25 protein-coding genes are annotated in these 26112 nt (G+C 55.5%); 11 read left to right on the forward strand and 14 right to left on the reverse strand.

The window, feature by feature from the left end; all coding sequences use genetic code 11:
- Positions 1 to 38 precede the first annotated feature (38 nt).
- On the forward strand, positions 39 to 1214 hold the full coding sequence (locus EQG79_RS10335) for an alpha/beta hydrolase family protein (protein ID WP_240699343.1): 1176 nt from the start codon (positions 39 to 41) through the stop codon (positions 1212 to 1214).
- On the opposite strand, the gene EQG79_RS10340 is transcribed toward EQG79_RS10335, so the two are convergent.
- Genes EQG79_RS10340 through EQG79_RS10355 form a run of 4 tightly spaced genes read right to left on the reverse strand, consistent with a single transcriptional unit; the run spans position 1208 to position 5286 of the window.
- Positions 1208 to 2155, reverse strand: a complete 948-nt coding sequence (locus EQG79_RS10340) for a TolB family protein (RefSeq protein WP_129601432.1) — start codon at positions 2153 to 2155, stop codon at positions 1208 to 1210. The genes EQG79_RS10335 and EQG79_RS10340 overlap by 7 nt on opposite strands.
- 33 nt (positions 2156 to 2188) lie before the next feature.
- Complete coding sequence (locus EQG79_RS10345; protein WP_129601433.1) at positions 2189 to 3283, reverse strand: hypothetical protein; 1095 nt, start codon at positions 3281 to 3283, stop codon at positions 2189 to 2191.
- Between the two features lie 33 nt (positions 3284 to 3316).
- Positions 3317 to 3994 (reverse strand): response regulator transcription factor, encoded by a 678-nt coding sequence (locus EQG79_RS10350; RefSeq protein ID WP_077922725.1) that lies wholly within the window; start codon positions 3992 to 3994, stop codon positions 3317 to 3319.
- On the reverse strand, positions 3991 to 5286 hold the full coding sequence (locus EQG79_RS10355; RefSeq protein WP_129601434.1) for a sensor histidine kinase: 1296 nt from the start codon (positions 5284 to 5286) through the stop codon (positions 3991 to 3993). Before EQG79_RS10355 ends, EQG79_RS10350 begins: the two co-directional genes overlap by 4 nt.
- Positions 5287 to 5482: 196 nt before the next feature.
- Here EQG79_RS10355 and EQG79_RS10360 point away from each other — a divergent pair, with 196 nt between their 5' ends.
- Positions 5483 to 5869: a DUF1573 domain-containing protein gene (locus tag EQG79_RS10360; protein ID WP_129601435.1), complete on the forward strand. Its 387-nt coding sequence runs from the start codon at positions 5483 to 5485 to the stop codon at positions 5867 to 5869.
- Positions 5870 to 5960: 91 nt separating this feature from the next.
- Here EQG79_RS10360 and EQG79_RS10365 read toward each other — a convergent pair whose 3' ends face one another.
- Together EQG79_RS10365 and EQG79_RS10370 are read right to left on the reverse strand one after the other, a co-directional pair.
- Positions 5961 to 8930, reverse strand: a complete 2970-nt coding sequence (locus EQG79_RS10365) for a S9 family peptidase (RefSeq protein WP_129601436.1) — start codon at positions 8928 to 8930, stop codon at positions 5961 to 5963.
- 60 nt (positions 8931 to 8990) lie between these two features.
- On the reverse strand, positions 8991 to 10049 hold the full coding sequence (locus EQG79_RS10370; protein ID WP_077922729.1) for a glycoside hydrolase family 130 protein: 1059 nt from the start codon (positions 10047 to 10049) through the stop codon (positions 8991 to 8993).
- Between the two features lie 208 nt (positions 10050 to 10257).
- Between EQG79_RS10370 and EQG79_RS10375 the strand changes: the two genes are divergently transcribed.
- Positions 10258 to 10506, forward strand: a complete 249-nt coding sequence (locus tag EQG79_RS10375; RefSeq protein WP_077922730.1) for an adhesin — start codon at positions 10258 to 10260, stop codon at positions 10504 to 10506.
- A 35-nt stretch (positions 10507 to 10541) separates the two neighbouring features.
- Complete coding sequence (locus tag EQG79_RS10380) at positions 10542 to 10724, forward strand: hypothetical protein (protein WP_077922731.1); 183 nt, start codon at positions 10542 to 10544, stop codon at positions 10722 to 10724.
- A 51-nt stretch (positions 10725 to 10775) separates the two neighbouring features.
- On the opposite strand, the gene EQG79_RS10385 is transcribed toward EQG79_RS10380, so the two are convergent.
- On the reverse strand, positions 10776 to 12041 hold the full coding sequence (locus EQG79_RS10385; protein WP_077922732.1) for a chorismate-binding protein: 1266 nt from the start codon (positions 12039 to 12041) through the stop codon (positions 10776 to 10778).
- 97 nt (positions 12042 to 12138) lie between these two features.
- On the reverse strand, positions 12139 to 12555 hold the full coding sequence (locus EQG79_RS10390; RefSeq protein WP_077922733.1) for a hotdog fold thioesterase: 417 nt from the start codon (positions 12553 to 12555) through the stop codon (positions 12139 to 12141).
- Between the two features lie 59 nt (positions 12556 to 12614).
- On the opposite strand from EQG79_RS10390, the gene EQG79_RS10395 reads away from it, so the two are divergent.
- The 4 genes from EQG79_RS10395 to EQG79_RS10410 all read left to right on the forward strand — a co-directional run bounded on the left by EQG79_RS10395 (position 12615) and on the right by EQG79_RS10410 (position 16163).
- Positions 12615 to 13253 carry a histidine phosphatase family protein gene (locus EQG79_RS10395; RefSeq protein WP_077922734.1) on the forward strand — a complete coding sequence of 213 codons (639 nt, stop codon included), beginning with the start codon at positions 12615 to 12617 and terminating at the stop codon, positions 13251 to 13253.
- A 137-nt stretch (positions 13254 to 13390) separates the two neighbouring features.
- Positions 13391 to 14488, forward strand: a complete 1098-nt coding sequence (locus EQG79_RS10400; protein WP_077922735.1) for a sensor histidine kinase — start codon at positions 13391 to 13393, stop codon at positions 14486 to 14488.
- A 52-nt stretch (positions 14489 to 14540) separates the two neighbouring features.
- Positions 14541 to 15281: a LytR/AlgR family response regulator transcription factor gene (locus tag EQG79_RS10405; protein WP_077922736.1), complete on the forward strand. Its 741-nt coding sequence runs from the start codon at positions 14541 to 14543 to the stop codon at positions 15279 to 15281.
- 84 nt (positions 15282 to 15365) lie between these two features.
- Positions 15366 to 16163 carry a DUF3298 and DUF4163 domain-containing protein gene (locus EQG79_RS10410; RefSeq protein WP_077922737.1) on the forward strand — a complete coding sequence of 266 codons (798 nt, stop codon included), beginning with the start codon at positions 15366 to 15368 and terminating at the stop codon, positions 16161 to 16163.
- A gap of 70 nt (positions 16164 to 16233) precedes the next feature.
- On the opposite strand, the gene rho is transcribed toward EQG79_RS10410, so the two are convergent.
- Positions 16234 to 18477, reverse strand: a complete 2244-nt coding sequence (gene rho, locus EQG79_RS10415) for a transcription termination factor Rho (RefSeq protein ID WP_129601437.1) — start codon at positions 18475 to 18477, stop codon at positions 16234 to 16236.
- Between the two features lie 543 nt (positions 18478 to 19020).
- Between rho and EQG79_RS10420 the strand changes: the two genes are divergently transcribed.
- Genes EQG79_RS10420 through lptC form a run of 3 tightly spaced genes read left to right on the forward strand, consistent with a single transcriptional unit; the run spans position 19021 to position 21691 of the window.
- On the forward strand, positions 19021 to 19770 hold the full coding sequence (locus EQG79_RS10420; protein ID WP_129601438.1) for a type III pantothenate kinase: 750 nt from the start codon (positions 19021 to 19023) through the stop codon (positions 19768 to 19770).
- Positions 19754 to 21070 (forward strand): hypothetical protein, encoded by a 1317-nt coding sequence (locus tag EQG79_RS10425; protein ID WP_236648833.1) that lies wholly within the window; start codon positions 19754 to 19756, stop codon positions 21068 to 21070. Before EQG79_RS10420 ends, EQG79_RS10425 begins: the two co-directional genes overlap by 17 nt.
- 6 nt (positions 21071 to 21076) lie before the next feature.
- Positions 21077 to 21691, forward strand: coding sequence for an LPS export ABC transporter periplasmic protein LptC (gene lptC / locus EQG79_RS10430; RefSeq protein ID WP_236648834.1), 615 nt, complete (start codon positions 21077 to 21079; stop codon positions 21689 to 21691).
- On the opposite strand, the gene EQG79_RS10435 is transcribed toward lptC, so the two are convergent.
- From EQG79_RS10435 to porD, 5 genes are all read right to left on the reverse strand, one after another.
- Positions 21688 to 22143 (reverse strand): c-type cytochrome, encoded by a 456-nt coding sequence (locus EQG79_RS10435; protein ID WP_077922741.1) that lies wholly within the window; start codon positions 22141 to 22143, stop codon positions 21688 to 21690. The two genes, lptC and EQG79_RS10435, sit on opposite strands and share 4 nt — an antisense overlap.
- Positions 22140 to 22769 carry an SCO family protein gene (locus tag EQG79_RS10440; protein ID WP_129601439.1) on the reverse strand — a complete coding sequence of 210 codons (630 nt, stop codon included), beginning with the start codon at positions 22767 to 22769 and terminating at the stop codon, positions 22140 to 22142. The genes EQG79_RS10435 and EQG79_RS10440 overlap by 4 nt, the downstream gene beginning before the upstream one ends.
- Positions 22770 to 22773: 4 nt before the next feature.
- Positions 22774 to 23229: a viral A-type inclusion protein gene (locus EQG79_RS10445; protein ID WP_077922743.1), complete on the reverse strand. Its 456-nt coding sequence runs from the start codon at positions 23227 to 23229 to the stop codon at positions 22774 to 22776.
- 93 nt (positions 23230 to 23322) lie between these two features.
- A complete protein-coding gene (gene recN, locus EQG79_RS10450) occupies positions 23323 to 24996 on the reverse strand; it encodes a DNA repair protein RecN (protein ID WP_129601440.1) in 1674 nt (557 codons plus the stop codon).
- A gap of 152 nt (positions 24997 to 25148) precedes the next feature.
- A complete protein-coding gene (porD, locus tag EQG79_RS10455) occupies positions 25149 to 26063 on the reverse strand; it encodes a type IX secretion system protein PorD (protein WP_077922745.1) in 915 nt (304 codons plus the stop codon).
- Between the last annotated feature and the right edge of the window lie 49 nt (positions 26064 to 26112).

Consider the following 26112-nt stretch of genomic DNA (forward strand, 5'->3'; position numbering starts at 1 on the left):
GTTTTTAGATGGTAACCCTCAAATCAGTTTTGACGCTGATGCTTCTGGGCGTCATGCTTGTTTCAGCCCCTACCGGCTGCCAGACAACCGACCGGACCGACCCGGTAGTCCCTAACCCGCCCCCCGCCCGAACATTGGTCAGCAGTTCGCTGATCGGTGAGTATTCAGTGAGTCAGTTACAAAGCCGGTTTTCGGGGGGGAATGCGCTCTTCAAAGCCTTTATCGTACACGGAATTAAAGCCTACCGGCTCGAATACCAGACGACCAACACCGACGGAAAACCCATAACGGCATCGGGGGCGCTGCTGATCCCGGATGTGCAGACAGCAACTTCGCTGTTGAGCCTGCAGCATGGAACGATTCAGAATGATAGTGAGGCTCCATCCCGCTATGGGTCGAGTAGCGAAGCCTATACGTTTGGATCGGTGTTTGCCTCACAGGGCTATATCATTGCGGCTCCCGACTATATCGGCTATGGCGCATCGAATACGGTTCCGCACCCATACGAGCACAACAAAAGCCTGGCAACGGCTTCGCTCGACATGCTGCGGGCTACCCGCGACTTTCTGGCCGACCAGAAGGTGAACTGGGACAAACGGCTGTATGTGGCGGGCTATTCGGAAGGGGGTTACGCTACGCTGGCTCTGCAGAAGAAGCTGGAAGAAGAAACCGGATCGGAGTTTAATCTGGTAGCGTCCAGCTGCGGAGCGGGCGCTTACGATAAATTGTCGTTCATGCGGGAGATCATCAGCAAACCGACCAGCGGTGTCGATTACATAAACCGGTTATATCTGCGGGTTTTGCTCACCTATGACCGTATCTATGGCCTCAACCGACCCGCCAGCTATTACTTTAAAGAGCCCTACGCTTCGCGGATAGCCGCTAGTGGTGCTAATACCAGTATCAACGTCAGCATGAATCAGGCGTTTACCGATAGCTTCAAACAGGCTATTACCAACGGTACCGACAAAGAATTCATTGCCGCCGTGCAGGACAACGATATCTACGACTGGAAACCCCGCACCTCAACCCGGCTTTATCATGGCGATGCGGACGATACGGTGTTTTACCTGAACTCAAAGAATGCCTATGAGGCTATGCAGAAGCGGGGGGCTACCGCCGTACAACTGCGTACCATGCGCGGAGCCAACCACGGCACCGGCGTCGTAGAATTCATCACCGGCACCTACGAGTTTTTCCGGAACGTTCAGTAGCTCACGAAGGCGAACGATCGGCTGTCTGGCGACCAGCTTGCCACGTTGATCGTGCCCTGACCACCCCTGAACCGGGCCAGTTCCTGAACTGGTCCGGTCTTTTTTTGCCCCAGACTTTTTACCTCGATCAACCGCAGCACAACCTCTTTGTCGGCGGGGTGCGCTGCTTTCTGGTCTTCTACATAGCTAATGAACACAATCCAGCGGCCATCGGGTGAGGGATGCGGAAACCAGTTAGCGTAGGCATCGTCGGTGATCTGTTCGGGCTGGGATCCGTCGGGCCGCATTCGCCAGATCTGCATCCGGCCGGTCCGGTACGAGTTGAAATACAGGTATCGGCCATCGGGCGAATATTCGGGACCATCGTCGAGGCCGGGGCTGGTAGTGAGCCGGGTTTCGGGACCGCCGGTGATCGGAACGGTATAGATATCGAAATCCGCCTGCCCCGTTGGCCCAACAGCCCGTTCGCCGACATAGGCCAGCGTTTTCCCATCCGGCGAGACACCATGCCAGTACGACGGGCCCAGTGGGGTGATTTGGGTTGGCTCGCCACCGCTTATGGGTACCGTATATATTCTGGAGGGCGACTGGCCCGTAGCATCGGTGCGGGTGTTATCGCTGATGATAAGCGTTTTGCCATCGGGCGTCAGGCCATGATCGTTATTGCAGGCTCTGGCGCTGCCGGTGTCGATCCGTTCTTTTCGTCCGTCGCTCACGGTTACCCGGTACAGGCGCCCGCGCTCGTTGATGATCAGGTGCCTGCCGTCGGGCGTCCAGTTGGGCGCTTCGAACCGCACGCTGTCCTGCCGCACAACCCGTCGGCTTTTCGTGCCCAGGGTGTAGATCTCCAGTTTGCTCAGGACAGGCTGCCGGACCGACTGGGCCACAGCAGCCCCCACCAGACAGGCTGAAAGGCCGATCGTTATGATAAGTTTATGCATAACGGAATAAAGGCCTCAGCAGGGTAACTCTAATCAGTTTACTGTAACAATACTGTACGGAGCCTGGTGAGGCTGGCGCGTTTGGTTACCCACCGGAAGCTGAAAACGATCGTCGTCGTGGATGATCAGCAGCTGATTCCGGTCGAGGGGGGTGAGGTCTTCGGCTTTGTGGTTGAAGTGCAAAGGTTGGCCCTGCGCATCCCGAACCAGAGTGAACGGTTTGTTGCTAAACAGGTCATCGGCCGAAATGCTCCACAGATAAGCGTCCAGTTTGTTTTTGGTTTCCAGCGATGTCAGCAGCCAGAACCGGTTCCGGGCCGGGTCGTATTCCAGGCTCGACAGGCTCAGCGGCTGCGGCAGGGTGGGTTCGGCTTTAGCCGGGTCAAAATCGGCCACCACGCGCCAGTCGTCGGCAAGCCGGATACGATCGCCATTAACCGAATACGATACGGCTACCACCTTATCGACTGGTTTAAAGGAGTCGAACGCTTTGCCGGCTTCGCGAATTCCGAAAAGCAGAAACTGGCTGGTAGCTGCCAGTCCTTCAATCTTAAAGTAGGGAACACCATTGGGGAACTCATCGGTCGCCAGCACGCGTGACAGTTTCTGACGATAGGCGACCGAGGTCCGGCTGGTATCGTCGGGGGCAAGCACGCGGGGCGTCTGCTCGTTGCCCGTACGCCAGTAGAGGATCGTGTTATAGCTGTTCCAGTCGGGGCTACCTTCTTTAACCCGGTCAAAGGCGGTTGTGAGCAAGACAAACTTGCGGTCGGGTGTCTGGGCAAAGTCTTCATACTTCCGACCCGTCGGGTAAGCGGGAGCCATCAGGTAAGCAGGAGCCTGTGTCGAGTCGGACAGGGTAGTGGTGGCTTTTGAAAAGACCGGGCTCAGATTGGCGGGCATGTCTTTATCGTTGGCGACCAGCACGTGATTACCATCATAGGCCACGGCCGAGGCTTCGCACCAGACCGGTTTGCCCTCCAGGGAGGTACCCGGGCTGAAGCAGTTGAGCAACCCTTCGGCGGTTATGGCGGCAGAGGCAGGGGCTTGGGTGAGCGGGCGGCTTGTCTGGCAGGACAGACTGAAAAGCGTCAGGATCAGAAAGGTAGAGGAAAGCCGGTGGTTCATGGTGTGCGGGAGGTTTTGTGGCGCAAACTACGATTATTCCTGCCTGAACACAAAACCAACACCGTGGACGTTATCGATCCGGATGGTAGGAACTTCGGCGAGCCGTTTTCGCAGCCGGGAGATGAAAACATCGAGACTGCGGCCCATGAAATAGTCATCGTCGCCCCAGACCGCGCGTAGCAGTTCATCGCGCCGAATCAGGGTATTGGGGCGTATCAGCAGGTAGGTGAGCACATCAGCCTCGCGGTGGGTGAGGGACTGCTCTTTTCCGTTCACGCACAGCGTCAGGTTGGCGCGGTCGAACCGGAACGCCGGGGCCGAATCCGGTTGGGCGGGTACCGTTGCAGCCCGCTTCAGAAAAACCCTGATCTTCAGGATCAGCTCCTCGATACTGAAGGGTTTGGCGAGGTAGTCGTCGGCGCCCAGCCGAAGCCCTTCTAAGCGGCTGTCTTTGTCGCCCAGCGCACTAAGAAACAGAATTGGAATTTGTGTGTTCAGCGCCCTGATCTGCCGCGCCAGGGTGAAGCCGTCGCTCTGGGGGAGCATGACATCGAGCAGACACAGATCAAACGAGCCGGCCTGAAAAGCCGCCCAGGCATCTGAACCGTTGGTGCAGTGGGTAATGGCAAAGGGGACCATCGAAAGGGTATCCTTCACGACGAAGCCCAGGTTGACATCGTCTTCGACAAATAAAATACGGGCGGGTGTCAAGGCTGCGGAAGGGAAAGAGGGGCGGAGGCTGGGGCCGGGTGGCTGGTCGAACGGCTGCGGGTTCCGGCCCGTTCGCCGATGGTGAACGAGCTGCCCTGCCCCGGCGAACTGCTAAGCGACAGCTGCCAGCGATGAGCCCGCGCTACCTGCTGCACATAATACAACCCAAGGCCAAACCCGGTGGCTGTGGGCGTGTGCCCGGTCGGTACCCTGAAAAACTGGCGAAATACCGCTTTGTGGTAAACCGGATCTATACCGATCCCCGTATCGCTCACCGACCAGATCAGCCGACCCTTATCAATATGCGTATGCAACACAACCGCAGGGGTTGGCTGACTGTACTTGATGGCATTGTCGATCAGATTGGTCAATGCCGTTTCGAGGTGGTACGGATCGGCCCACACCCGCCCCTCGGCCGCCCTGAGATCGAGCGTGACATAGGGAGCAAAGGTGCTGGCGGCTGCGCGCATCAGGGCGTGCAGGTCAACGTCAGTGCAGCTAAGACGAAAGCCGGTGCGGTTGGTACGGGCTAACTGAAGCACGTTGCTCACCTGTTTCTGCAACCGGAGACTTTCTTCCATCACGATACGGGCGTATTGTTTCAGTCGCGCCGGTTGATCGATGATCAGGTCGGACTGTAGCACATCGGCCGCTATCCGGATGGTCGAGACGGGGGTTTGGAGCTCGTGGGTGATGTTATGGATGAAATCGCGCTGTACTTCCGTCAGTCGCCGTTGCCGGAGTACAACGATCAGCGTGTACCCGAAAAAGAGCACAACCAGCAACACCACCAGGGTTGACCACAGCCAGCCACTTAGTTGGCCGGCCACAAACGAGGACTGATTCGGAAAGCGGATACCGAAGTAGTAGGTATAACGGGGAAAGGTAGGCAGCACCCGCGAGGACTGACCGGCTTTGCCGTTGGTACTGACATAGGCGCCATATACCATCCGGTCTGTTTCGCAGTCGTAGATTCCGTACTCGTAATCCGTTATCAGATTATGCTGCTGCAGGGATCGCTGAATAAAGGTTTCAAGGGCGACCGGGTCGATGGGCGCGTCGGTATTGACAATAAAATAATCGGCCGACAGCTGCGTAACGGCATACCGGTTCAGGGTAAACTGGTTGAGCCGGGCTACTTCATCGGCCACATCCTGCAGGGCAATAAACGCCGACTGCCGGAACTGCCGCTCCCGCAGGGCATAGGCACTGCGTACCCAGACCGCCTGCATGACCAGGATGCCAATGATGCTTAAGACAGACAGGACAACAAGCAGTCGAAGCCGATTCATCGGATAAGGGGAAGGCTCGGGTAAAGGGATAAGGTTACCAGGCAAATATATCGATTCGTCAGGCTGTCGCCAATCCGTTAACAACTCATTAACACCTGTTAGGAAGGGCTTAACAGGAAGACAGAAAGACCTGATATAGGTTTGCATCGTCGCTCGGGTGAGCGGCTTTGCATCTATCACTTAATCACATTTCCCAATGAAACGCGTACTAGTTATTTTGGTAGGGCTACTGGCCCTGACGGCCTCTGTAGCCATGGTTAGCCGGGCGGCTCTGTTCAACTGGGTCAAAACGGCCCACGACTTCGGGCGTATCGAACAGGGTAAGCCCGTAACGGCTGAATTCCGGTTTACCAACCAGGGCGAACTACCGCTGCTGATCAGCCAGGCGAAAGGGTCCTGCGGCTGCACCGGGGTCGAGTTTCCCAAAGCGGCCGTCATGCCGGGAGCCTCGGGGGTAATTAAAGCGACCTTCAACGCAGCAACCGTAGGTCAGTTCAGCAAAAGCGTTTTTGTCGAGTCGAATGCCGAAGGCGGAACCATGACGCTGTACGTAAAAGGCGAAGTGCTGAAAACCGCTCCGTAAAAGCCGGAACGCGCGGACCGAACAAAGAACCAGCCCCGTTGGCTTGTCTCCTGTTCAGTCCGCGCGTTCCGGTATGGTAGCCGTCAGGCTGTTAATACTTCATTTCGCCCCGGTCTTTCTCAACGGCCGTCCGGCCTTCTTTCATCCAGACAGGCTCGGGTGCGTCCTTGAGATAATAGTCGAAGAACTGGTACATCCGGATGCTCAGATCCTTGGCGTTGTGGCGCTGGGTCAGGTTATGACCTTCGCCGTTATACACCACCATCCAGACGGGTTTGCTGAGTCGGCGCAGAGCCGTAAAGAATTCGATGCCCTGCTGCCAGGGAACGGCCCCGTCGGCGTCGTTATGCATCAGCAGGACCGGAGTCTGAATCCGGTTGGCGTAGAAAAGGGGCGAGTTTTCGAGGTAGTTCATGGGCTTGTCCCAGAGGGTACCACCAATCCGGCTTTGGGTCTTCTCGTACTGGAACTGCCGGACAACCCCCGTTTCGCCCCGTATCCCGCCGTAAGCTGAGGTCATGTTGGCCACCGCAGCACCGGCCATGGCCGCCCGGAACAGGTTGGTGCGGGTAATGATGTAGGCTGTCTGGTAGCCCCCCCAACTCTGCCCCTGAATACCCAGCCGGTCGCGGTCTACAAAGCCCCGGTCGAGCAGACTCAGCACCCCGGGAACGATACAGTCGTACGCGTTCGGACCCGGCTGGCCGGTCGTATATACGATGTCGGGTACAAAAACCAGGTAACCGTTCGATACGCAGTAGGGTATGTTGATGGTTGAGCGGCTGGGCGAAGGAACCCGGTAGTCGTTCAGGGTTTCGGCGTTACGTTCGTAGAAATACGTCAGCATCGGGTATTTCTTTTTCGGGTCGAAGCCTTCCGGTTTGAACAACAGCCCTTCCAGCCTGACGCCGTTGGTACCCAGCCAGCTGACCAGTTCTACACTACCCCAGCGAACGCTGTCCTGCTGCGGGTTGGTGCGGGTAAGCTGAACTGGTGCGGCAAAGGTGGTATCGGTCCTGTACAGATTGATCGGCTCCTGAAAGTTACCCCGGTAATACGTCATGGTTGGGGCTTGCTTGGCTTTCGACAGCCCGAAATACCGGTGCGGGCTATGGGCCAGCACCCGAATAGTTACCGATCCGGATGCGGGTGGTGTCGCCTGCAGTACGCCATTTTGTTTGTCGCTCTCCCAGATACCGGTTAGCCATAGCGTTTCTTTGGGATTGATGGCTTTCTCGTCGGGATTTGTATCGGCCCGGCGCAACCGGACTTTGTTGGTCCGGCCCCAGCCATTGGTCAAGGTGCGGGGCTTCTCGCGGCCGGTAGGGTCTATCTGCCAGATATCGTACCGGTCGTACAGCCATACGTAGCGGTCGTTGGTGGTCCAGCCCGCCGAGCCGTACGAACCGGGGAGGCTGGGCGTGTCGTGCTCTTCGTCGAAAAATTTGCTGGGTAAACCGCGCGTAAGGTCGATTCGTTTGCCATCGGCCACCGACCAGGCCCGCCAGAGCGAATCACGCTCATCGAACCAGTAGGCATAGGTTCCGCCCGGCGAGAGTCGGGGTTGGGAGGCCATAACGTCGTTGGCGATCCGCTTTTTGTCGCCGGTCTGGGTGTCGATCAGGTACAGATCCGTATGCCCGGGGTCCCAGGACGACTGAACCTGATAAGGCAGGTCGCTCAGACCGAGCAGGTAGCGGGTGTTTACTTTAGGGTCGAACGTAACCGTGGGTACTTCCCGACTGGCCAGCAGCGTGACCCGCGCCGGACCGGCAGGAGTCAGCTCCGCAACCGTCAGGAAACCCCGTTCTTTTTCTTCCTTGAGTCTCTTTTGCTGCATGGGCTGCAGGCGGCTGTCGGTCCAGCTCCAGACGTCCATCCGTACTTTCTCGTCGTCGGGGGTGAGGGTATCTTTGGTCGGTTTGGGCGCAATGGGGGAGGTCGAAAAATACAGCCGGCTCCCGTCGTCCGAGAACTTTGGTTCGCGGTACTCATTCACCGACCACCGGGATGGCAGGGCTTTGGTCAGGGTGTCGGCCAGCACGCGGTAGGGCACTTCGGCCGGGGCCGTTTTGGCGCGCTTTCCTTTCGCCACCGGAGCTGGCGTCAGATTCTTGTAGTAGAGCGAGAACACCCGTACGTCGGCACCGGCACTGTCGGCAGAGGCCATCCAGGCCAGTTGTTTACCGGTTTTGTCTACGGCCAGTCCTTTATACAGCTTGCGCTGCGAACTGCTGTCAACCAGTATGGTTTGGCCGTTCGTGGTGTTGATCATGAACACCCCCGGCGTAAGCGCTGCACCGGCTTTGAGGGAATCGGTAGCGGACTCACGGCTGTAAAAAATAGTCTGGCCATTATCCGACATAACCACGTTGGATACGTAGCGTACCGTTTTGCGGGTTCCGTCTGCCATGTTGAACAGCACCAGGTCGTCTCCTTTGGGCTTTTTGGCCGGGCCGCGCCGGGTCGCTACCGTGGTGGTTGATACGGGCGTAGTTGGCGTCAGCGTGTCTTTCCGGGGCGTTGTGCGGGCTTCGGCTACCAGTTTCGGGGCATTACCGTCCTGCAGGATGGCCAGCCACGACCCAGCGTCTTTCCCAAACATGAACGACTTCACGTTTGGCAGTCGGGTCGATTCGCCGGTCGCCAGATTAAGCACCAACAGGCTGTCCTTGGGCATGTCGTCGGGCTTTTTCTTTTTCAGTTTGGCTTTCCGGGTATCAGCCAGCGGGACTTTCAGTCGCATGATCAGGTACCTGCTGTCGGGGGTAAACTGGGCCATGTAGCCCCGGGCGAAGGCGTAGGCTGGCTTGGCTACTGCCTGGGCCGGTGCGGTAGGTTTCGCCCCGGCCGTCGCGTCTGTCCGGCTGACCTGCAAAAGGCCATCGCCTTCCTGCGGATCGATCTGATAGGCCACCCAGCGGCCGTCGTTACTGAGTTTTTCTGCTCGTATACTTTGCCATCGGTCGTAATCGCTGGCCTTGAGCGGTCGTTTGGGAGACTGTGCCCGGAGCGGAAGAGCCGCTGCCAGACAGAGAAAAGCCGTAATAATTCGATTCATGTTTTCAGGTTGCTAGAAAGAAAAAACGAATATAACGGATATAGGAAAATATGTACCACTTTATATGTGTATTAACTCGGCTAAACCAACGCCTGAGTCAGCTGCACCGTAATATACCCATATTTTATTTGGGTGCGCGCTCTGAGCCGGCCACTGGATCCAGCCGTTCGAAAAGACGACATTGGGGAAGAATCCTTCCTGCTCCCAGGGCAGATCAGGCGTAAGCAGCGGACCCGCCGAGCGGTCCAGCACCTGGGTGGGGTCGTCTTTGTCCAGCAGCGCCAGCGCCAGGGCGTAGGCATGGGTGGCGTCGGCGCCGTGGTAGCAGACCAGCCAGCCCTCGTCAGTCAGCAACGGCTCCGGGCCGGCTCCGATCTTGGCACCTTCCCAGGCAAAACGGGTGTCGGCCAGGCCCCGGCCCCCAAACAGGAACCGGTGATTGCCCCAGTTGACCCCATCCTCCGATTCGGCCATCCAAACCGAGGGTTTGCCTATTTCCGATACCATCGGGCGGTGGAGCATCACGTACTTACCGTTGATTTGTTTCGGAAACAGAGCCACGTCCTTGTTGGGGGGCGGGAGAATCAGGCCAAGCCGTTCTACGGTTGTAAAATCAGTGGTACGAGCCAGTCCGACGGCGGGTCCGTGCTCCGAAACGGCCGTGTAGGTGATCCAGTACTGATTGTCCAGAAACGTAATTCGGGCATCTTCAATGCCGAACGATTCGTCCATGCGGGCCGGAAACAGAAACGGTTTATCGTCGATATCGAAATGAATCCCGTCGCGGCTCCGGGCCAGCCGTAGGTGGCTGAGCGACGTCAGATACTGCTTGCCGTCGATGGTTACCACCCGGGGGTCATAGTCTCCTTCGGGTTCTTTAAAATGCCTGACAGTCAGGGTCGGAATGCCATCTTTTTCTTCGATGAGTGGTATGGACAGGTACCCTTCCCGGGCCAGGGGGGCTTCGGCCACCCGCAGGAGCATGATCACTTCATCGCCCAATAAACAGGTAGCCGGATTAAACGCGCCGAGAACTTCAAAGCCGTCAATAGCGGGTTTTACATCAATTGTTTGTAAAATTGGCTGATCGAAAAGCCGTTTGAGCTGGTAGTTTTTCATTCGTGAATATAAAGTAACGAGCCAGTAAAAAGACGCAGCCGGGGCCAAAAGCCAACGCTGCGTCCTAACTCGTTCGCTAATTACGGAGGATGCATTGCTATTTCGGGGCCATTTGGTCAAATACTTTTTGTGTCAGTAAAACCTTCCGGCAAAGAGTCGCGTTAAGGCTACTGCAAACCCCATTGACAACCCGCATATCTTTACAATCATGTTACACCATCCCAGTTTTGAACAGGACGACGTACTGATGTTAAATCCCGATCCCGAAACGGCCGCTTTGGACGACGACGACGACGATTTCGACGGAGGAGCCGAATTTGACGAGTTAGGTTCCGGTGCCACCAGTGGCTATGGCGAAGACGACCTCGAAGACATCGATGAGGACTTCGACGACGACCTTAGCGAAGAACTGGATGACGACATCGACGACGATCTCGACGATGACAGTATGGAATAGGGAATCACCTAAAGCACGCTAACTACTCAACACATATGAATCCACAGGAATCACTACAGGACTCAGAAGAAAACCGCGAGGCAGCGGGCAACGGAGGTCCCGACAACACCGCTCCCGATAGCGAAACGCAGTCTGGCGCTGCTAGTGCCGCTGGCGGACGTACCTCCGAAGAAGGCTCCCGGGCCACAAGCGATCCTGCTGAAGGTCGGGACGAATAGGAGACATTGGACAGCCGTAGGTAGCGCACCACCCTCCCGGAAAGGCGCTGCCTACGGCTTGCTCAACACAGCCAGCAAGGTCTGGCATTTCATTTCCGTTTCCTGCCACTCGCGTTCCGGCACCGAATCTTCGGTCAGGCCGGCTCCGGCAATGAGTGTAGCCACGCGACCTTCCAGCTTCATACAGCGGATGTGCACAAACAGATCCGTGGCTGGTTGTTCTTCCGTCGAACCGATATTGACCGGTCCCAGAAAACCAGCGTAGAACTCGCGGTCGTGGGTTTCGTGGCGCCGAATAAAATTGAAGGCCCGATCGCGCGGCATGCCGCAGACGGCCGAGGTCGGATGAAGTAGCCGCAGCATGACGGTGCCCAGCTGGGGGTAATGCACCGCCTGCGTATCGACCGTAAACTGGGTGCCCAGGTGCATCAGATTACCGGCTACAATGGTCTTTGGCCCCTCTTCCAGGTATTCGCGCAGTCGAATTTTCTTAAAGCATTCGATAATATACCGGCTTACCAGCGCCTGTTCCTCAATTTCTTTCTGCGACCACATAGCTTCTGCCGGTCGTTTGGCTACGCCGTTGGCATCGGTTGCCGACTGGGTACCCGCCAGCGAGAGGGTTCTGAAGAGGCCGTCGGCGTTCTGGCTAACCAGCCGTTCAGGGGTGGCGCTCATCCAGATCTGTCCACGTTCGGGTAACGACACGGCCGAAATAAAGGCGGTAGGATAGGTGTCGCACAGTGTATCGAACAGGGCTACCGCGTCGGGGGCCTCCGAGAACTCGACGCGCTTCGTTCGGGACAGCACCACTTTTCGGAATTCACCCCGCTGCATGGCCTCAACGGCCTGAGCAACACGGTGTATGTAGTCTGCCTGCGCGTTAGGGTCGGGGAGGTCGGTTAGCAACAGCGAAGCCGGGCGCTCTGCCGTTGGTTGTTCAGCTACTGCCTGCCAGAAGCGGTTTACGGCCGGATCGTTGGCTGTCTCCACGATTTTACCCCCCTGCTCACCAAACGTTGCGTGAATGTCGGCGCGCAGGAACAGCGTGCGGGCGGGGCTGTCGGGACCGAAGTCGAGGTTGTCGAAGGGACTAATGGCAAATCCGGCGGGTAGTTCTTCCAGATCGACCGATACACGCGGCAATACGGTATCCAGCGAAACGATCAGATGTTTGTCGGCCCGGTTGGGGAGCCGCCAGAGCGCAGCGGGATACCCGAGCGAGAGCGCCGTTTGCCAGAGGTCAGTGGCCGTGGGCTGACTGGTAAGCCAGGATTTTTCAGAAAGTACGGTGTTGATGAGCGGATCAGGTTGCATAGTCAACAGCCGACCGGGCAAAAGATCGGCTGTATGGGTAACAGTTTGTAGACAGGATTTGTGCGTAACCCGGGCAATAAGTTGACAGGTACGACCGCTAGGGGGTAATAATAGCTATAGTCAACCGACTGACGCAGACCGTACGTCCCTGCTCGTCTGTGATGCGGATGTCCCAGACGTGGGTCGAGCGCCCGACGTGAATGGGCGTACACCGACCGTAAACCCAGCCCTCGCGCACCGAGCGGATGTGGTTGGCATTCACTTCTACGCCCACAGCCCGCTGGGTGGCAGGATCATCCAGCATCATGAAGGAAGCCGTACTACCCATCGACTCCGCCAGCACGACCGAGGCTCCGCCGTGCAGGATGCCGAAGGGCTGGTGCGTGCGGGCATCCACCGGCATCCGGGCCAGCAAATAGCCTTCGCCGGCTTCTGTAAACTCAATACCAAGGTGTTTAACAATAGAGTCGGCGTGGGCAAAGGAAAGGTTACTCAGGTCGAAACCAGCTTTCATAATGCAGTGGTTTATTCTTAATTTTGTAGTTGAATACAACTTAAGACAAAGCTAAGGGCTTGCAGCAAAAAACCATTTATTTAATTCGCCACGGCGAAACGGACTACAACCGACGGGGCGTAGTTCAGGGCAGTGGTGTCGACTCGGACCTCAACGACATGGGTCGGGCGCAGGCGATGGCCTTTTTTCAGGCGTATCAGCACGTACCTTTCGACAAAATCTACATCTCCGCGCTGAAGCGTACGTACCAGACGGTTGAGTCGTTTATCGAACTGGGCCTGCCCTACGAAAAGCTACCGGGTCTGAACGAGATCAGCTGGGGCGTTATGGAAGGCCGGGTGCCGGGTAACATCGAAAACGAGTACTACAGCGCACTCATCACGGCCTGGGCGTCGGGTAATACCGCCCTGCCAACCGACGGCGGAGAAAGCCCCGACCAGGTGGTGGTTCGGCAACGGGTGGCTATAGAAGCTATTCTGTCGCATCCGGACGAGAGCACGGTGCTGGTGGCCATGCATGGTCGGGCTATGCGTATCCTGCTCTGCTGGCTTACCAATCAGCCACTGGCCCATATGGATCAGTTCGAGCACAGTAATCTCTGTCTCTATAAGCTTCAGTACAACTACGAGACCGCTGCGTTCACGATCGAACAGGCCAATGATACGGCGCATCTGCTGACGCTGGCCCTGGCGCACTAGGCCTGTTTGCCGATTCCGGTAGTACCAGTGTACGCGCCAGTAATCCGCCAATAGCTCCTTTGGTAATGGGTAGCTGGGTACAGATGCCTTCTTTCTCGTACATTCGCTCATAGTCCGGTAGTGGACGCGACTGACGCATGGGTTTTCCGAAACAGAAAATATATTGGTTTTGTCAGTTATTCGGCTGGACGCTGCTGATTCTGGTCGAATACCTGGCCTACGTGCTTGAAGACGGGTTCGATGCGGATACGCTATACCTGGCCGTTGCCAATATTTTTCTGGGCATCACCCTGACGCATCTGTACCGGCTCATGATCCGGCGCTGGAGCTGGGTACGCCTGCCGTTCGTGCAGCTGGCGCCCCGGGTGCTGCTGTCGGTCTTTGTGCTGGCCCTGATCATGACCATGGTCAACATGCCGTTCGACCAGATTATTATTCCGGATAAGCTGATCGATGAGCCCTGGCCCGTTATCGGCTATATACTGAGCTGGGGTAAGGCCATGCTGGCGTGGGTACTGAGCTATACGGTTTATCATTACGTAGAGCAAACCCGAAACGCCGAAATTGAGAAAATTCTGCTGAAAACAAGCATCCGCGAGACGGAGGCCAAAGTGCTGCGCTCTCAGCTGAATCCTCATTTTGTTTTCAACGCACTCAACAGCATTCGGGCGCTGGTTTACGAAAATCCGGACAAGGCCCAGCAGGGGATCACCCAGCTTTCCAACCTGCTCCGCAACTCATTACTGGCCGACCGCCGAAAAACGGTAGAACTCCGTGAGGAGATGAAAACCGTAGAAGACTACCTGGCGCTCGAAAAAGTACGCTACGAAGACCGGCTGCGCTCCCGCATCGAACTGGATGGCCGAACGCTGTTCTGGCAGGTGCCGCCCATGATGTTGCAGACGCTGGTCGAAAATGCCATCAAACACGGAGTGTCTCAGGCAGTAGGGGGCGGCTTCGTGTCGGTTAGCTCTACCATTAAGGCGGATAAACTTCATATCACGATCCGTAATACCGGCGTGCTGGGCGACCGAACGGCGTCGGGCGGGTTCGGTCTGGCCAATACCGCACAACGACTCGAACTCCTCTACGGGCCCGAAGCTTCGTTTGAGATTGATCAGGAAGACGATGATCCCAGCGAGGGCCCGGTCGTTTGTGCGCATATCAGCATTCCCGCTCAGTCGGAGGGGTTATTCCGGCGAGCCGCTACCGCCAAAATGATGAGCGGAGAGTGAGACGGGCTGCCCGTACGCCTAATTATCATGTGACGTTATATATCTATTCCCCATGAAGACCCTCATTATCGATGACGAGCGCCTGGCTCGTAACGAACTTCGTCGACTGCTTGACAACTTTCCCAAAATTCAGGTCATTGGCGAGGCCGCTGATGCCAATGAAGCGTTACCGATGATCGAAGAACTCGAGCCAGATCTGCTGTTTCTCGATATTCAGATGCCCGGTAAAAACGGATTTGAACTACTTCAGTCGATTGAAGGAAAAACGCCGGAGGTTATTTTTACCACTGCCTACGACGAGTATGCTATCAAAGCGTTTGAGTTCAATGCGCTCGACTACCTGCTTAAACCCGTTGAGCTGGCCCGCTTGTCCGATGCCATCAACCGCATAGAAGAAGAGCAGCACACCACCGACTCAACCGGCACAAACCCGACAAACGGTTCACTCTCCAAGGTACTGGGCGAAAATGATCAGGTGTTCGTGAAGGATGGCGAAAAGTGCTGGTTCGTAAAGCTGGGAAAGGTACGCCTGTTCGAGTCGATGGGTAACTATGTCCGACTGTACTTTGACGATCAGAAACCCCTGGTTCTGAAGTCGCTCAATGCGCTCGAAGATCGGCTAAACCCGAGCACTTTCTTCCGGGCCAACCGGAAACACATCATCAACCTGCAGTGGATCGAAAAGATTGAACCGTGGTTCAGCGGTGGGCTGCTGGTGACCCTGCGCGGGGGCGATAAAATTGAAATCAGCCGGCGTCAGGCTATTCGGTTCAAAGATTTGCTAAGTTTGTAGAGGGAGAGCCGATTCGTTCAATAGATGTACAGTGCTGTTGGCAAACCGCTCGTCAACAACCGGCAAACGCTCCCTGTTTAGTTCATGAAGTACCTGATTACAGCGTTATTCCTTGGATTGCTTTGCCTGTCGCAGGCGTGTCGTACTAAACCGTCTGGTCCTCCCAAACTGAAGCAGCAGCTTTATACGTTTTCGGGAGAAAGCCGCTGCGATACAACCAGTAACCGGGGGGTCAACGTGTCGGTATCCTACGTACTTCTCTCCGATGACGAACCCGGCGCCAGTACCATCAACGGTCAGCTGAGCGATATGGCTGTAAGCAGTGTGACGGACTGGCTCGATAGTGCAACGGTTGCCGCTAATCCGGGTTCTCGCTCTGATCTGAACAAAGCGGCTGCCCTGTTTGCGGCCGATTACCAGAATATGCTTACCGAAATGGGTAGCCTGGGCGGGTGCTGGGAGCTGAAAACGACGGCCGATACGGTTTTCTCGAATGAAAACGTGCTGACGGTCAAAATGGAAACCTACGCCTATACAGGGGGGGCTCATCCGAATTCGAACCAGTCATTTTTCACCTTTAACCGGGAAACAGGGCAGCCACTGAATCTGAGTGACATGGTATCCGATACGGTTGCTCTACTCGGCGTAGTCGAAAAAGCATTTCGGAAACAGCAGCAGCTACTACCTCAGTATAATCTGGAAGAACGGGGGTACTTTCTGCATGACGGTCGGTTTTTCCTGCCCGCTAACGTGGGCCTGAGTCCGAAGGGCATGATCTTCTATTACAACCCCTACGAAATTGCCGCGTACGCCGTGGGCCCGATCGAAGTAACGGTTCCCTACGAACAGCTGAACGGTATTCTGCGCGAAGGCTGGCTGTAACGATACACACGAAAACAGGAGCGCCCCGGTCGACCTATCGACCGGGGCGCTCCTGTATAAAAGAGGCCTGTTAACGATTCATCGAGATCAGGAATTCTTCGTTGTTCCGGGTGCCCTTCATCCGATCGAGGAGGAAGTCCATGCTTTCCATTGGGTTCATATCTGACATGTGCTTACGCAGAATCCAGACCCGTTGCAGGGTTTCCTTATCGAGCAGCAGATCTTCCCGGCGGGTTCCCGAGGCCATCACGTCAACAGCGGGGTAGATGCGTTTGTTAGCCAGTTTGCGGTCCAGCTGAAGCTCCATGTTACCCGTACCTTTAAATTCTTCGAAGATCACCTCGTCCATTTTCGAACCTGTATCGATCAGGGCCGTAGCGATGATCGTCAGCGATCCGCCATTCTCCACGTTCCGGGCTGCGCCGAAGAAACGCTTGGGCCGGTGCAGCGCGTTGGCATCTACACCACCTGACAGGATTTTACCCGACGACGGAACCACGGTGTTGTAAGCCCGCGCCAGACGCGTGATCGAATCGAGCAGGATAACCACATCGTGGCCACATTCAACCATCCGCTTCGCCTTTTCTAGTACCATACTCGACACTTTTACGTGGCGGTCGGCCTGCTCATCAAAGGTCGATGAAATAACTTCGGCATTGACGCTGCGGGCCATGTCGGTTACCTCCTCGGGCCGTTCGTCGATGAGCAGCACGATCAGGTAGACCTCCGGGTGATTCCGGGTAATGGCATTGGCAATCTCTTTCAGCAATACCGTCTTACCTGTTTTCGGCTGCGCGACGATCATACCACGCTGCCCTTTTCCGATAGGAGCAAACAGATCGAGCACCCGCGACGAATAATTCTCGGGCCGGTTGCTGAGGTGAAGCTGCTCCTCGGGGAAAAGCGGAGTCAGGTACTCGAACGGAATACGATCACGAATCTCCTCGGTGGTTTTCCCGTTGACGGTCGTTACCCGCAGCAGGGCAAAGTATTTTTCCCCCTCTTTGGGTGGGCGAATGGCTCCGCGCACCGTGTCGCCGGTTTTCAGGCCGAACAGCTTGATCTGCGAGGGCGATACATAAATATCATCCGGGCTGGCGAGGTAATTGTAGTCAGCCGACCGCAGGAACCCATAGCCACCATCGGACATAATTTCCAGTACCCCTTCGTTATCGATGATACCGTCAAACTCCCGGATGTGCTGGTTGTACTGCCGACGAATGCGATTCTGATACTCCTGCGCTTCGCGGGACGGCTGCGGAACCTGGGGCATCTGCGCCGAAGCAGGCTGATCTGCCTGTTGAACATCCGTAGGCTGGTCGTTGGACTCTTCCGTAACGGGGGCCGCCGTTGCCGACTGCATATTCCCGCTGTTGTCTTCAGAAACAACGGTAGGTGTGATAAACTCGTCTTCCGGTTGAGCGTTGTAGTTTATCGCTGTATCGTCGGCAACAGGTCTTGGTATCCGCGAACGGTGACCGGGGCCTCCTTCGCGCATATTGTCACGACGGCCGCCATCGCGCGGACGGACAGAGCGGTCGGCAGATAAATCGTCACCAGCGGGCCGGTCGCTCCGGTTTTCGAACCGCTGCCGACCGTTAGGATCACGCGGACCGGCGGGTTGTCCGTCGGGGCGTTGCATACGCTGCCGATTCTGGTCGCGCTGTCCACCATCCCGGGCTGCTCCGTCGCGCTGACCGCCATCCCGATTGTTTTCGGGGCGAGTCCGGGTAGGGTCGCCGTTCGCGTTACCAACCCGCTCCCGGGTACGGAGTGGTCGCTCCGACGATCGGGCTTCCGTTGGCGTGCTGGTTGCTGCACTGGTTTCAGCGGCCGTTTGTGGTGGTGCTGCATCGATGGCTGGCTGGGCGCTTTCCAACAATTCCGGCTGGGGTTGCTGTGCTGGCTGGGCATCGGCCGGGAACGTTCCCGGCTCGGCTTCGGCTACAGGGGCTTCGGCGGTTGAGATAGTGGTCTCGCCAGTTTCAGACGTTGGGGGAGGAGTAGGGGCTGCATCGGCATCGCGACGAGTCCGCTGGCGACTTCGGGCAGGTTCTGGCTTAGCTACTGGTTCAGCCGGCTCGGCTGGTGGAGTAGCTTCGGCCGCTGGTGCTGCCTTGGGGCGACGACCACGGCGTGGCGCTTCAATGGCGGCCTCCTCACTTTCCGAAACAGGCGTTTTCGACTGTTCGTCGATGATTCTATAAATTAGTTTTTCTTTGGTGTATCTCGCGATGTCGCGAATACCGAATTGCTCGGCAATGGGTTGAAGCTCAGAAAGAAGCTTCATACTCAATTCTTCTTTGTTGTACATACAGTTCAGGTTAACAGGGAACCTTGGCAGGACCGCCCGGGCGGTCAGAATAGAAAATGGGGGTTGCTGATACGGAGAAGTAAATGCCCGAAGGGCAGGTGCGCGGGTCGGACGAGTGCCGTGACGAGCTGATTCTTAAAGAACCGGACAAGGTAACCGCAATAAGTTGAGTTAACTGGGCAATGGGGTTAATCTAAAAAAGTGAACGGGAAGTACTCTTACTTTATCCAAACACAAAGGTCCGGTGAGGCCAGACGCGGTGGTTATAGAGACGTTTGGAAAACGGATGGTCTGCCGTAGTACGAGCTGTGCCTCCGAAAAGAGCTACCTGCCGACCAGATTGATGTGCGCAAAGGTAACAAACCGTTCCGATTTTGTCAAGATAACGTCAGCGATCTGAAAATGTTTCCCGATCGGGCTTATTAACTGGTATTTTCCTTAAAAATGCTTAAATCTCCATCCTGCTGTAACGATTGCCTGCATCTCCGTCGTTACCTTTCCCGAACACCTACCTCAAGACGCTGTTTCGACTGACTAATTTACATGAATCTGGTAATAGACTGGGGCAATTCAACCCTGAAGGCTGGTTGGTTTGAAAGCGCCGGGTTGATGGATGCGGGCCGTTACCACTCGGTCGATGACTTACTGGCCGACGTAGCCCAGCGCCCTTTCGATCACGGCATCGTATCGTCAACGAGCCGGCCTGCCAGCGACATTCGGGAGGGTTTGGGAGCCTTGAGTGACAAGCTGTTAGTGCTGGATGGGTACACACCCGTTCCTATTCGGAAACAGTACGATACACCCTATACGCTGGGAGCCGACCGAATAGCGGCTGCCGTAGGGGCGGTTACGCTTTTTCCGGATCAGCACTGCCTGGTTCTAGACCTGGGTACCTGCCTTACGGCCGATGTGGTCAGTAAAGAGGGTATTTTTGAGGGAGGGCTGATCTCGCCCGGGCTGCGCATGCGGTTTCGGGCTATGCACGAACAAACGGCGCGTTTGCCGTTGCTGGATCTGGAGCAGGGGCTCGTGCTGGATGATCAGCAATGGCCGGCGCTCACGGCAACTAATACGCGGCAGGCTATGATGAGTGGCGTACTGAACGGACTGTCTCTGGAAATGAACGGAATCATCGATTACTACCGGCGCGAACGTCCCGGTTTAGTGGTGGTGTTGTGCGGGGGAGACGGTCCAACCTTTGAAAGTCGTTTGAAACCCCCGATATTTGCAGTATCCGAACTGGTGCTGATTGGATTGAATCGTATTTTACAGTATAATGTTGAAAATTTATAAGCGGATACGCCAGACGTTAACGCATAGTTTGCTGGCCATTGCCGCGACCGCACCAGTGGTTCTGGCGCAGGGATTAGGAAATTCGCCATACTCCGCGCTGGGTCTTGGCGAACAATATACCTCTGGCAACGTCACGAACATGGGTATGGGGGGTATTGGCATCAGTAATGCCAGCCCGTTCTACCTGAATCTACAAAATCCGGCCCTGTTGGCCCGGCGTACACGGTTCACTGTTTTCGAAGTTGGGTTGATGGGCCAATCGAAGTCGCTCACCCAGAATCTGAACGGCAGTACGCAGAGCCAGCGCGATTTCGGTGGCAACCTGGGCTATCTGGCCCTGGCTTTTCCGGCCAACTCACGCTGGAATATGTCGCTGAGCCTGCGCCCGTATACCTACGTCGACTACAGCACCCGGCAGTACCGGCCCATTGGCAGTACGATCTACGAAGCCGAATACAACTATACTGGTCGGGGTGGTCTTAACAAAGCTGCTTTTGCCAGTGGGTTTCGCATCGGTAAAAACATTTATGCCGGTGCCGAAGCGGCCTTTGTATTTGGCAACATCACCAACACTTCGGATTCGCGCGTTCTCATCAACGAAACCAATGTGGGCGTACAGGATACCCGGGTCGCCCGCCTGAACCGGGCCAATTACAGCGATATCGTGTGGAAACTGGGAGCGGCCTGGCGCCCAAAACTCAGCACAAACTGGACCCTGAACCTGGGAGCTACGTACGATCCGCAGACGCGCATCAACGCTACCGAGACCGATATTTACCAGCAAACGACACTGACCGGGCTGGCCATCTCATCGCCCGATACCCTTCGGTACGGAGCCAATGGGCGGGCTACGCTGCCCCAGCAGTTGCATGTCGGGCTAAGTCTGGAGCGCAACAATACATTCCTGGTCGGTATCGACGTCGGATTTCAGAAATGGACCCAGTTCCGAACGGTCAGCGATCAGCCCGGAAACCTAACCGACGGCTTGACCGTAGCCACCGGGCTGGAGTACACCCCTAAAGCAAACTCTACTCGCTATCGGGATCTCATAACTTACCGGGCCGGTTTCCAGTATAATCAGATGCCTTACCGCGTGGCAGGTGAACAAATCAAAGACATCAATGGTAGTGTTGGCATCTCTTTACCCCTCGGCGCCTATTTGGTCAATCACATCACCGTTTCGGTTGTGGGTGGCCAGCGCGGGGTGCTGACGGGCAGTCAGATTCGTGAACAGTACGTCCGTATGGCGTTAGGCTTCTCGCTGAACGACTGGTGGTTCCGGAAGCAGGTAGTCGATTGATACAGCATGAATAGCGTGACAGGTAAAATGGATACCAGAAATGCAGACAAATGGTCTGGATGGACCAGACTGGCTTTCCGGTATCCATTTTACGTTTGCCTGCTGGGAGCCGTATTGCTGCTGGGCTGCGAAGACCCGAAGCCGACCAGGAAGGTATCCCCGTACAAAGGGCCAATCGAAGAGATTAACGACGTCAAACTACTGTATAGCGAAGCGGCCCTGTTGAAAGTCAAGCTGACCACGGCCAAACAGTATCGGTATGCCAACGATAACCGGACTTATCCTAAAGAGGTTAACATCGTTTTCTACGGCCCGGCTGGTGAAGAGGTGACTACCCTACGGTCTGATTCGGGACGGTACAGCAAAGAAAAGAACCTCTATACCGTTATGGGTCATGTTGTTGTAATCAACAAGCAGAAACAGGAAAAGCTGCTGACGCCCGAGCTGAACTGGAATCCGGCAACCAAAAAGGTGTACACCGAAAAGCGGGTGACAGTCATCAGCCAGCTTACCGGCGAAAACCTGTACGGGCTCGGGCTGGATGCCAATCAGGATTTTACGAACTACAGGATCCGTAAGCCAACCGGGGTCTTCAACGTAGAAACGAATCCTGCCTATTAGGGAGCGGACGCAGGAGCCGGGTTCTGCTGCGCGTTGGTTTCGCAGGCTTTTAGTATAGGCGTAACGGCCGTGACACTGGTTAGCCCGGTTTCTTTTCCCCACTCATTATAAATATAGGTGGTAATCTCGGCCACTTCCAGATCGCTGAGCTGTAGCTGAGCCGGCATCGGTCGGTTATACCGCTTTCCGTTCACAACGATTGGGCCATTCAGTCCATACTTGATGAGGCAGATAACTTTGTCCTTGTTGGCGAGATAATCGGACCCAGCAAGGGGCGGGTAGAGCGCTGCAACCCCTTTCCCGTCAGCCTGATGGCAGTTGGCGCAGTTGCTTTTGTACAGCAAGATCCCTTCGGTAATGTATTTCTGCCGCTTTATCTCTTCATCACTCTGGCACGATGCCAGGGTAAGCAGACCCGCCAGCGTAGCATATAAACCCAGCCGTATTGTCATGATTTGTATTCAGCCAATAGCCGGTTTATGTCATTCATCAGTTTATCAACGCCTTCCTGCGTGGTGCCGTCGTAAATACCGCGTATATGCCGTTGCTTATCGACAAGGATAAAAGCTCCGCTGTGTACAACACCACCCGGGGCCGATGAATCCTGTTGGGCGGTGACCATGTAGCTGTTCTGCCCGATGTCATAAATTGTTTCCCGATCGCCGGTTACGAAGAGCCATTGCCGGCCGCTTACGCCCAGGTTGTCGGCAAATTCGCGCAGTACGGCTACGGAATCGTGCGCCGGGTCAATTGTATGAGAAAGCAGCATAACATCCGGGTTGCCTTTAAACGTCTCATAAACCCGCTTCAGCTGTACTTTCATCTTGGGACAGATGGTAGGGCAGCTGGTAAAGAAAAAATCGGCCACGTAGATTTTGTTGGCAATGGCTTTCGCCGTGACCGTATCGCCATACTGGCTGACGAAGGCAAAATCGGGAATAGTCTGGTATACTGAATCGGTTACCGATTTCCCATCTACTACTTTGGTAACGGCTTCCCGCCTACTCAGGATGGGTAGTTTTTCATCCGACTGACTGCACGACAGCACCAGGCCGGCTGCGAGCAGCACCACAGCCATTCTGTTAATTCTTACCCAGAAACGAGCGGGCTTGCTCGATACTCGAATTGACTCTTGTTTTGACTTCATTGATCTGATCTTTTTGCTCCGCCAGGTAACGCAAAGCTTCTTCTGAGGAAAGTGTAGTGAGGGTGTCGCCGTTGTAATGGTTCATCCAGCTCATCATCGAGCTATCGGCATCTGAGAGGTTTTTACGCAGCCGCATGAGTTGTTCCCGGTCTTCGTCGGCCCGTAGCGTGGCCGCTGGTGAACCGGCCTCTCCCAGGCTGTCGATAGCCGTCAGGCGCTGGTTCAACTGTTTCTTCAGCCCCAGGATATCGCTCGTTTTGGGCATCACCTCGTCGTGAATCGCAAAAACTTCATTTTCGGCCTCCCGTACGGCATCGTCATTCGACTGGCAGCTTCCGAGAAAAAGGGTGGCAGTGAGCAGGCCGGTCAATAACACAACACGATTGTGCATAAATTAATTAAGCTAGGTATAATTAAGCTAGGTAGTAGAACTCAGGTAGATTGGCAGGAATTACTATAGACCGACATAACGGATACCGCCCTGTTATCTGACCGTAGCGGTGGCCCGTTGCTTCAACAGTTCGCGGGCGTTTTTGATTGCGCTGGCCGACGGGTTCTTGCCTCCTATCATCTGCGCAATTTCGCTCACTCGCTCATCAAATGACAATCTCCTGATTCGGCTGACGGTCTTGGCGGCTGTATTGTCTTTGTAAACAAAGTAGTGGGCTGTGCCTTGTCCGGCAATCTGGTGCAGGTGGGTAATGGCGATAATCTGGTGGCTGTGGGCCATGTCGCGCATCATATTACCCATCTTGATTGCAATTTCACCCGAGACACCCGTATCGATCTCGTCGAAAATAATGGTTGGCAACGAGCGCTTATTGGCCAGTATGTATTTGATGGCCATCATCAGCCGCGAGAATTCACCACCAGAAGCTACGTTTTTAAGCTGCTGGGGTTTTATACCCTTGTTGGCGCTGAACAGGAAAGTAATCACATCGATCCCCGTTGCGCTGGGCTTGCCAGTCTCGGCCTGGATTTTCAAGGATGCGTTAGGCATGCCCAGATCATGCAGCAAACCATCAATTTCTGCTTCGATCAACTCGAGTACGGCCAGGCGTGCCGCCGACAGGGCGTTAGCGCTCTCCAGCAGCTGGGCGCGGGCGGCTTCGGTCTGGGTTTTGGCTTCGGCCAGCTCATCGTCCAGATTCAGCACCTTGCTTACTTTCTGCCCCAGCTCATCACGCAGCCTGATCAAAGCGGTTACCTCGGTAGCCTGGTGCTTGGTTTGCAACTGATACAGTAGGTTCAGCCGCTCCCGAATGGTTTCGGCCCGGGCATCGTCAATTTCGACATTGTCCTGTTCGGTGCTGATTTCATCCGCCAGATCCCGCAGTTCAATCAGGCTACTCTGCGCCCGCTGCTGCAACTGTTCGTACTGATCGGAAAGCTTACTGATGTAGGATAGATTGCTGACGGTACTCTTGAGAAAATCGATGACCGACTGTTCCGCGTTGTCCAGGTATTCGTAGGCTAGCTGAAGTCTTTCTTTGATCTCTTCGGCATTCTCTAGGATGTTTAGTTCCTGCTCGAGGGCTTCCTGCTCGTCAGGGGTCAGTTGGGCTTTGACCAGTTCTTCGTACAGGAAATTGTTGTAGTCGAACTCTTTCCGCATGGCTGCAGCTTCTGCCTGTAGCTGATCGTAGATGCTCTTTTTGGCGCGGTAGGCCTGGTAGTCAGTGCGGTACTGCCGGAGTAACGTATCGTTCTGGGCGTAGGTGTCGACAATTTCCAGCTGGTAGTCGTTAGAGCCGAGCAATATGGAATCATGCTGGGAGTGAATATCCATGATCTGGCTCGTAACCCGACGCAGCGTTTCGAGGTTGACGGGGGTATCGTTAACAAAAGCCCTCGATTTGCCACTGACGCCGATTTCCCGACGCACAATACAGCTGTCCGAGAAGTCGAGTTCTTCTTCCTCGAAAATTCGTTCGATAGCATAACCGGCCACGCCGAACGTGCCTTCAATGACACATTTCAGCTCCGGGTTGTAGAGCACTCTGGTATCGGCCCGATTACCCAGCAGCAAGCCAATGGCGCCCAGCATGATAGACTTACCAGCGCCCGTTTCGCCTGTGATGATATTCAGCTCGCGGTCAGGGGCGAGTTCGAGCTCATCGATCAGGGCGTAATTTTTTATCAATAAGTGCGATAGCATAGGTGAGGTTCCTCAAATAGCTAACAATACCAGCCAGCACTCAGTTCTGAGGAAGCCGTACGTCTTGTGCCGATTCCGATGAAAAAATGTAAAGATAATACCCGTTCACTGGCTACTGTAACTCAGCCTGTCAGGTAGCCCGGCGGCTCCCATTACTGGCCGCTGGCAACCAGTTTACGATACACTTCGGTTTTACTGGGGTCGAGATAGGAAAGCAGCTCGAAGCTTCGCTGGCGCTCGGCGGGAGTACCTTCGTACAGAATGTTGAACAACTCCTGCGATTTGGCATCGAAGAACGAATTAATCAGCACCGAATTGGGAAGTTGCAGACCGATGGTCCGAATGGTACCGAGCAGGTCGAGCGTTTGCTTCCGGGCCTGTACGGGATTGGCGGCAAAGGTGTCCAGTCCCAGGCGGTGGTACGTATACAGCCCATCCCGGAACGGCAGCAGCTGCTGGTTCTGCAAGTTCTCGATAAGCCAGTAGCGGTTACGACGGTCACCTCCGGTTTGCCAGGCCGCGTTTGGTGAGCCCTGCTGAGCCAGGTTCGTGATGGCGTACGCGCGCTGAATGAACAGATTACCGCCCTGCCGACTAAATGTGTCGTAGTCAACGGCCAGTATGACGTTGGCGTAAAAGGCCAGCAGTGAGGTCAGGTCATCGGAAAACTGGTTCTCGCGAAAGAAGACGGGGGTGGTGGGCAGGTAAACGAAATTGAAAGCCCGATCCACGTAGTTGAAAATTGTGGTTTCGTAGCTGGTACCGTATACGGGTCGGGTAACGGTAATCTGGGCGGTAGCTTCAAAAACCCCCTGAGCCAGTGATTTCACCAGGTTTATATTCATGGAACAGTTGATCCGCTCGTTGGGGGCGAACTGGTCGTTTGTCCATCGGCGCGCATTCATGAACTCCGAGATAATCCCCTGTAACTGATTGACGTACGAAAAGTCCGTCTTCTGGGCTGCGAAAAGCTGATCGGAGTTAATCGTCACTGTACAGTTCAGCTCCTGAGCCCGGGCCGAATTGACCAGAACACCCACTAACAGCAAGGTTTTTAGCAATTTCATATAGACCTTTTTTTCTGACGACCGGAGTCTGATGCGCAATCGGGCTGAA

The sequence above is a fragment of the Spirosoma sordidisoli genome, assembly GCF_004138325.1.
In the GTDB taxonomy this organism is placed as follows: domain Bacteria; phylum Bacteroidota; class Bacteroidia; order Cytophagales; family Spirosomataceae; genus Spirosoma; species Spirosoma sordidisoli.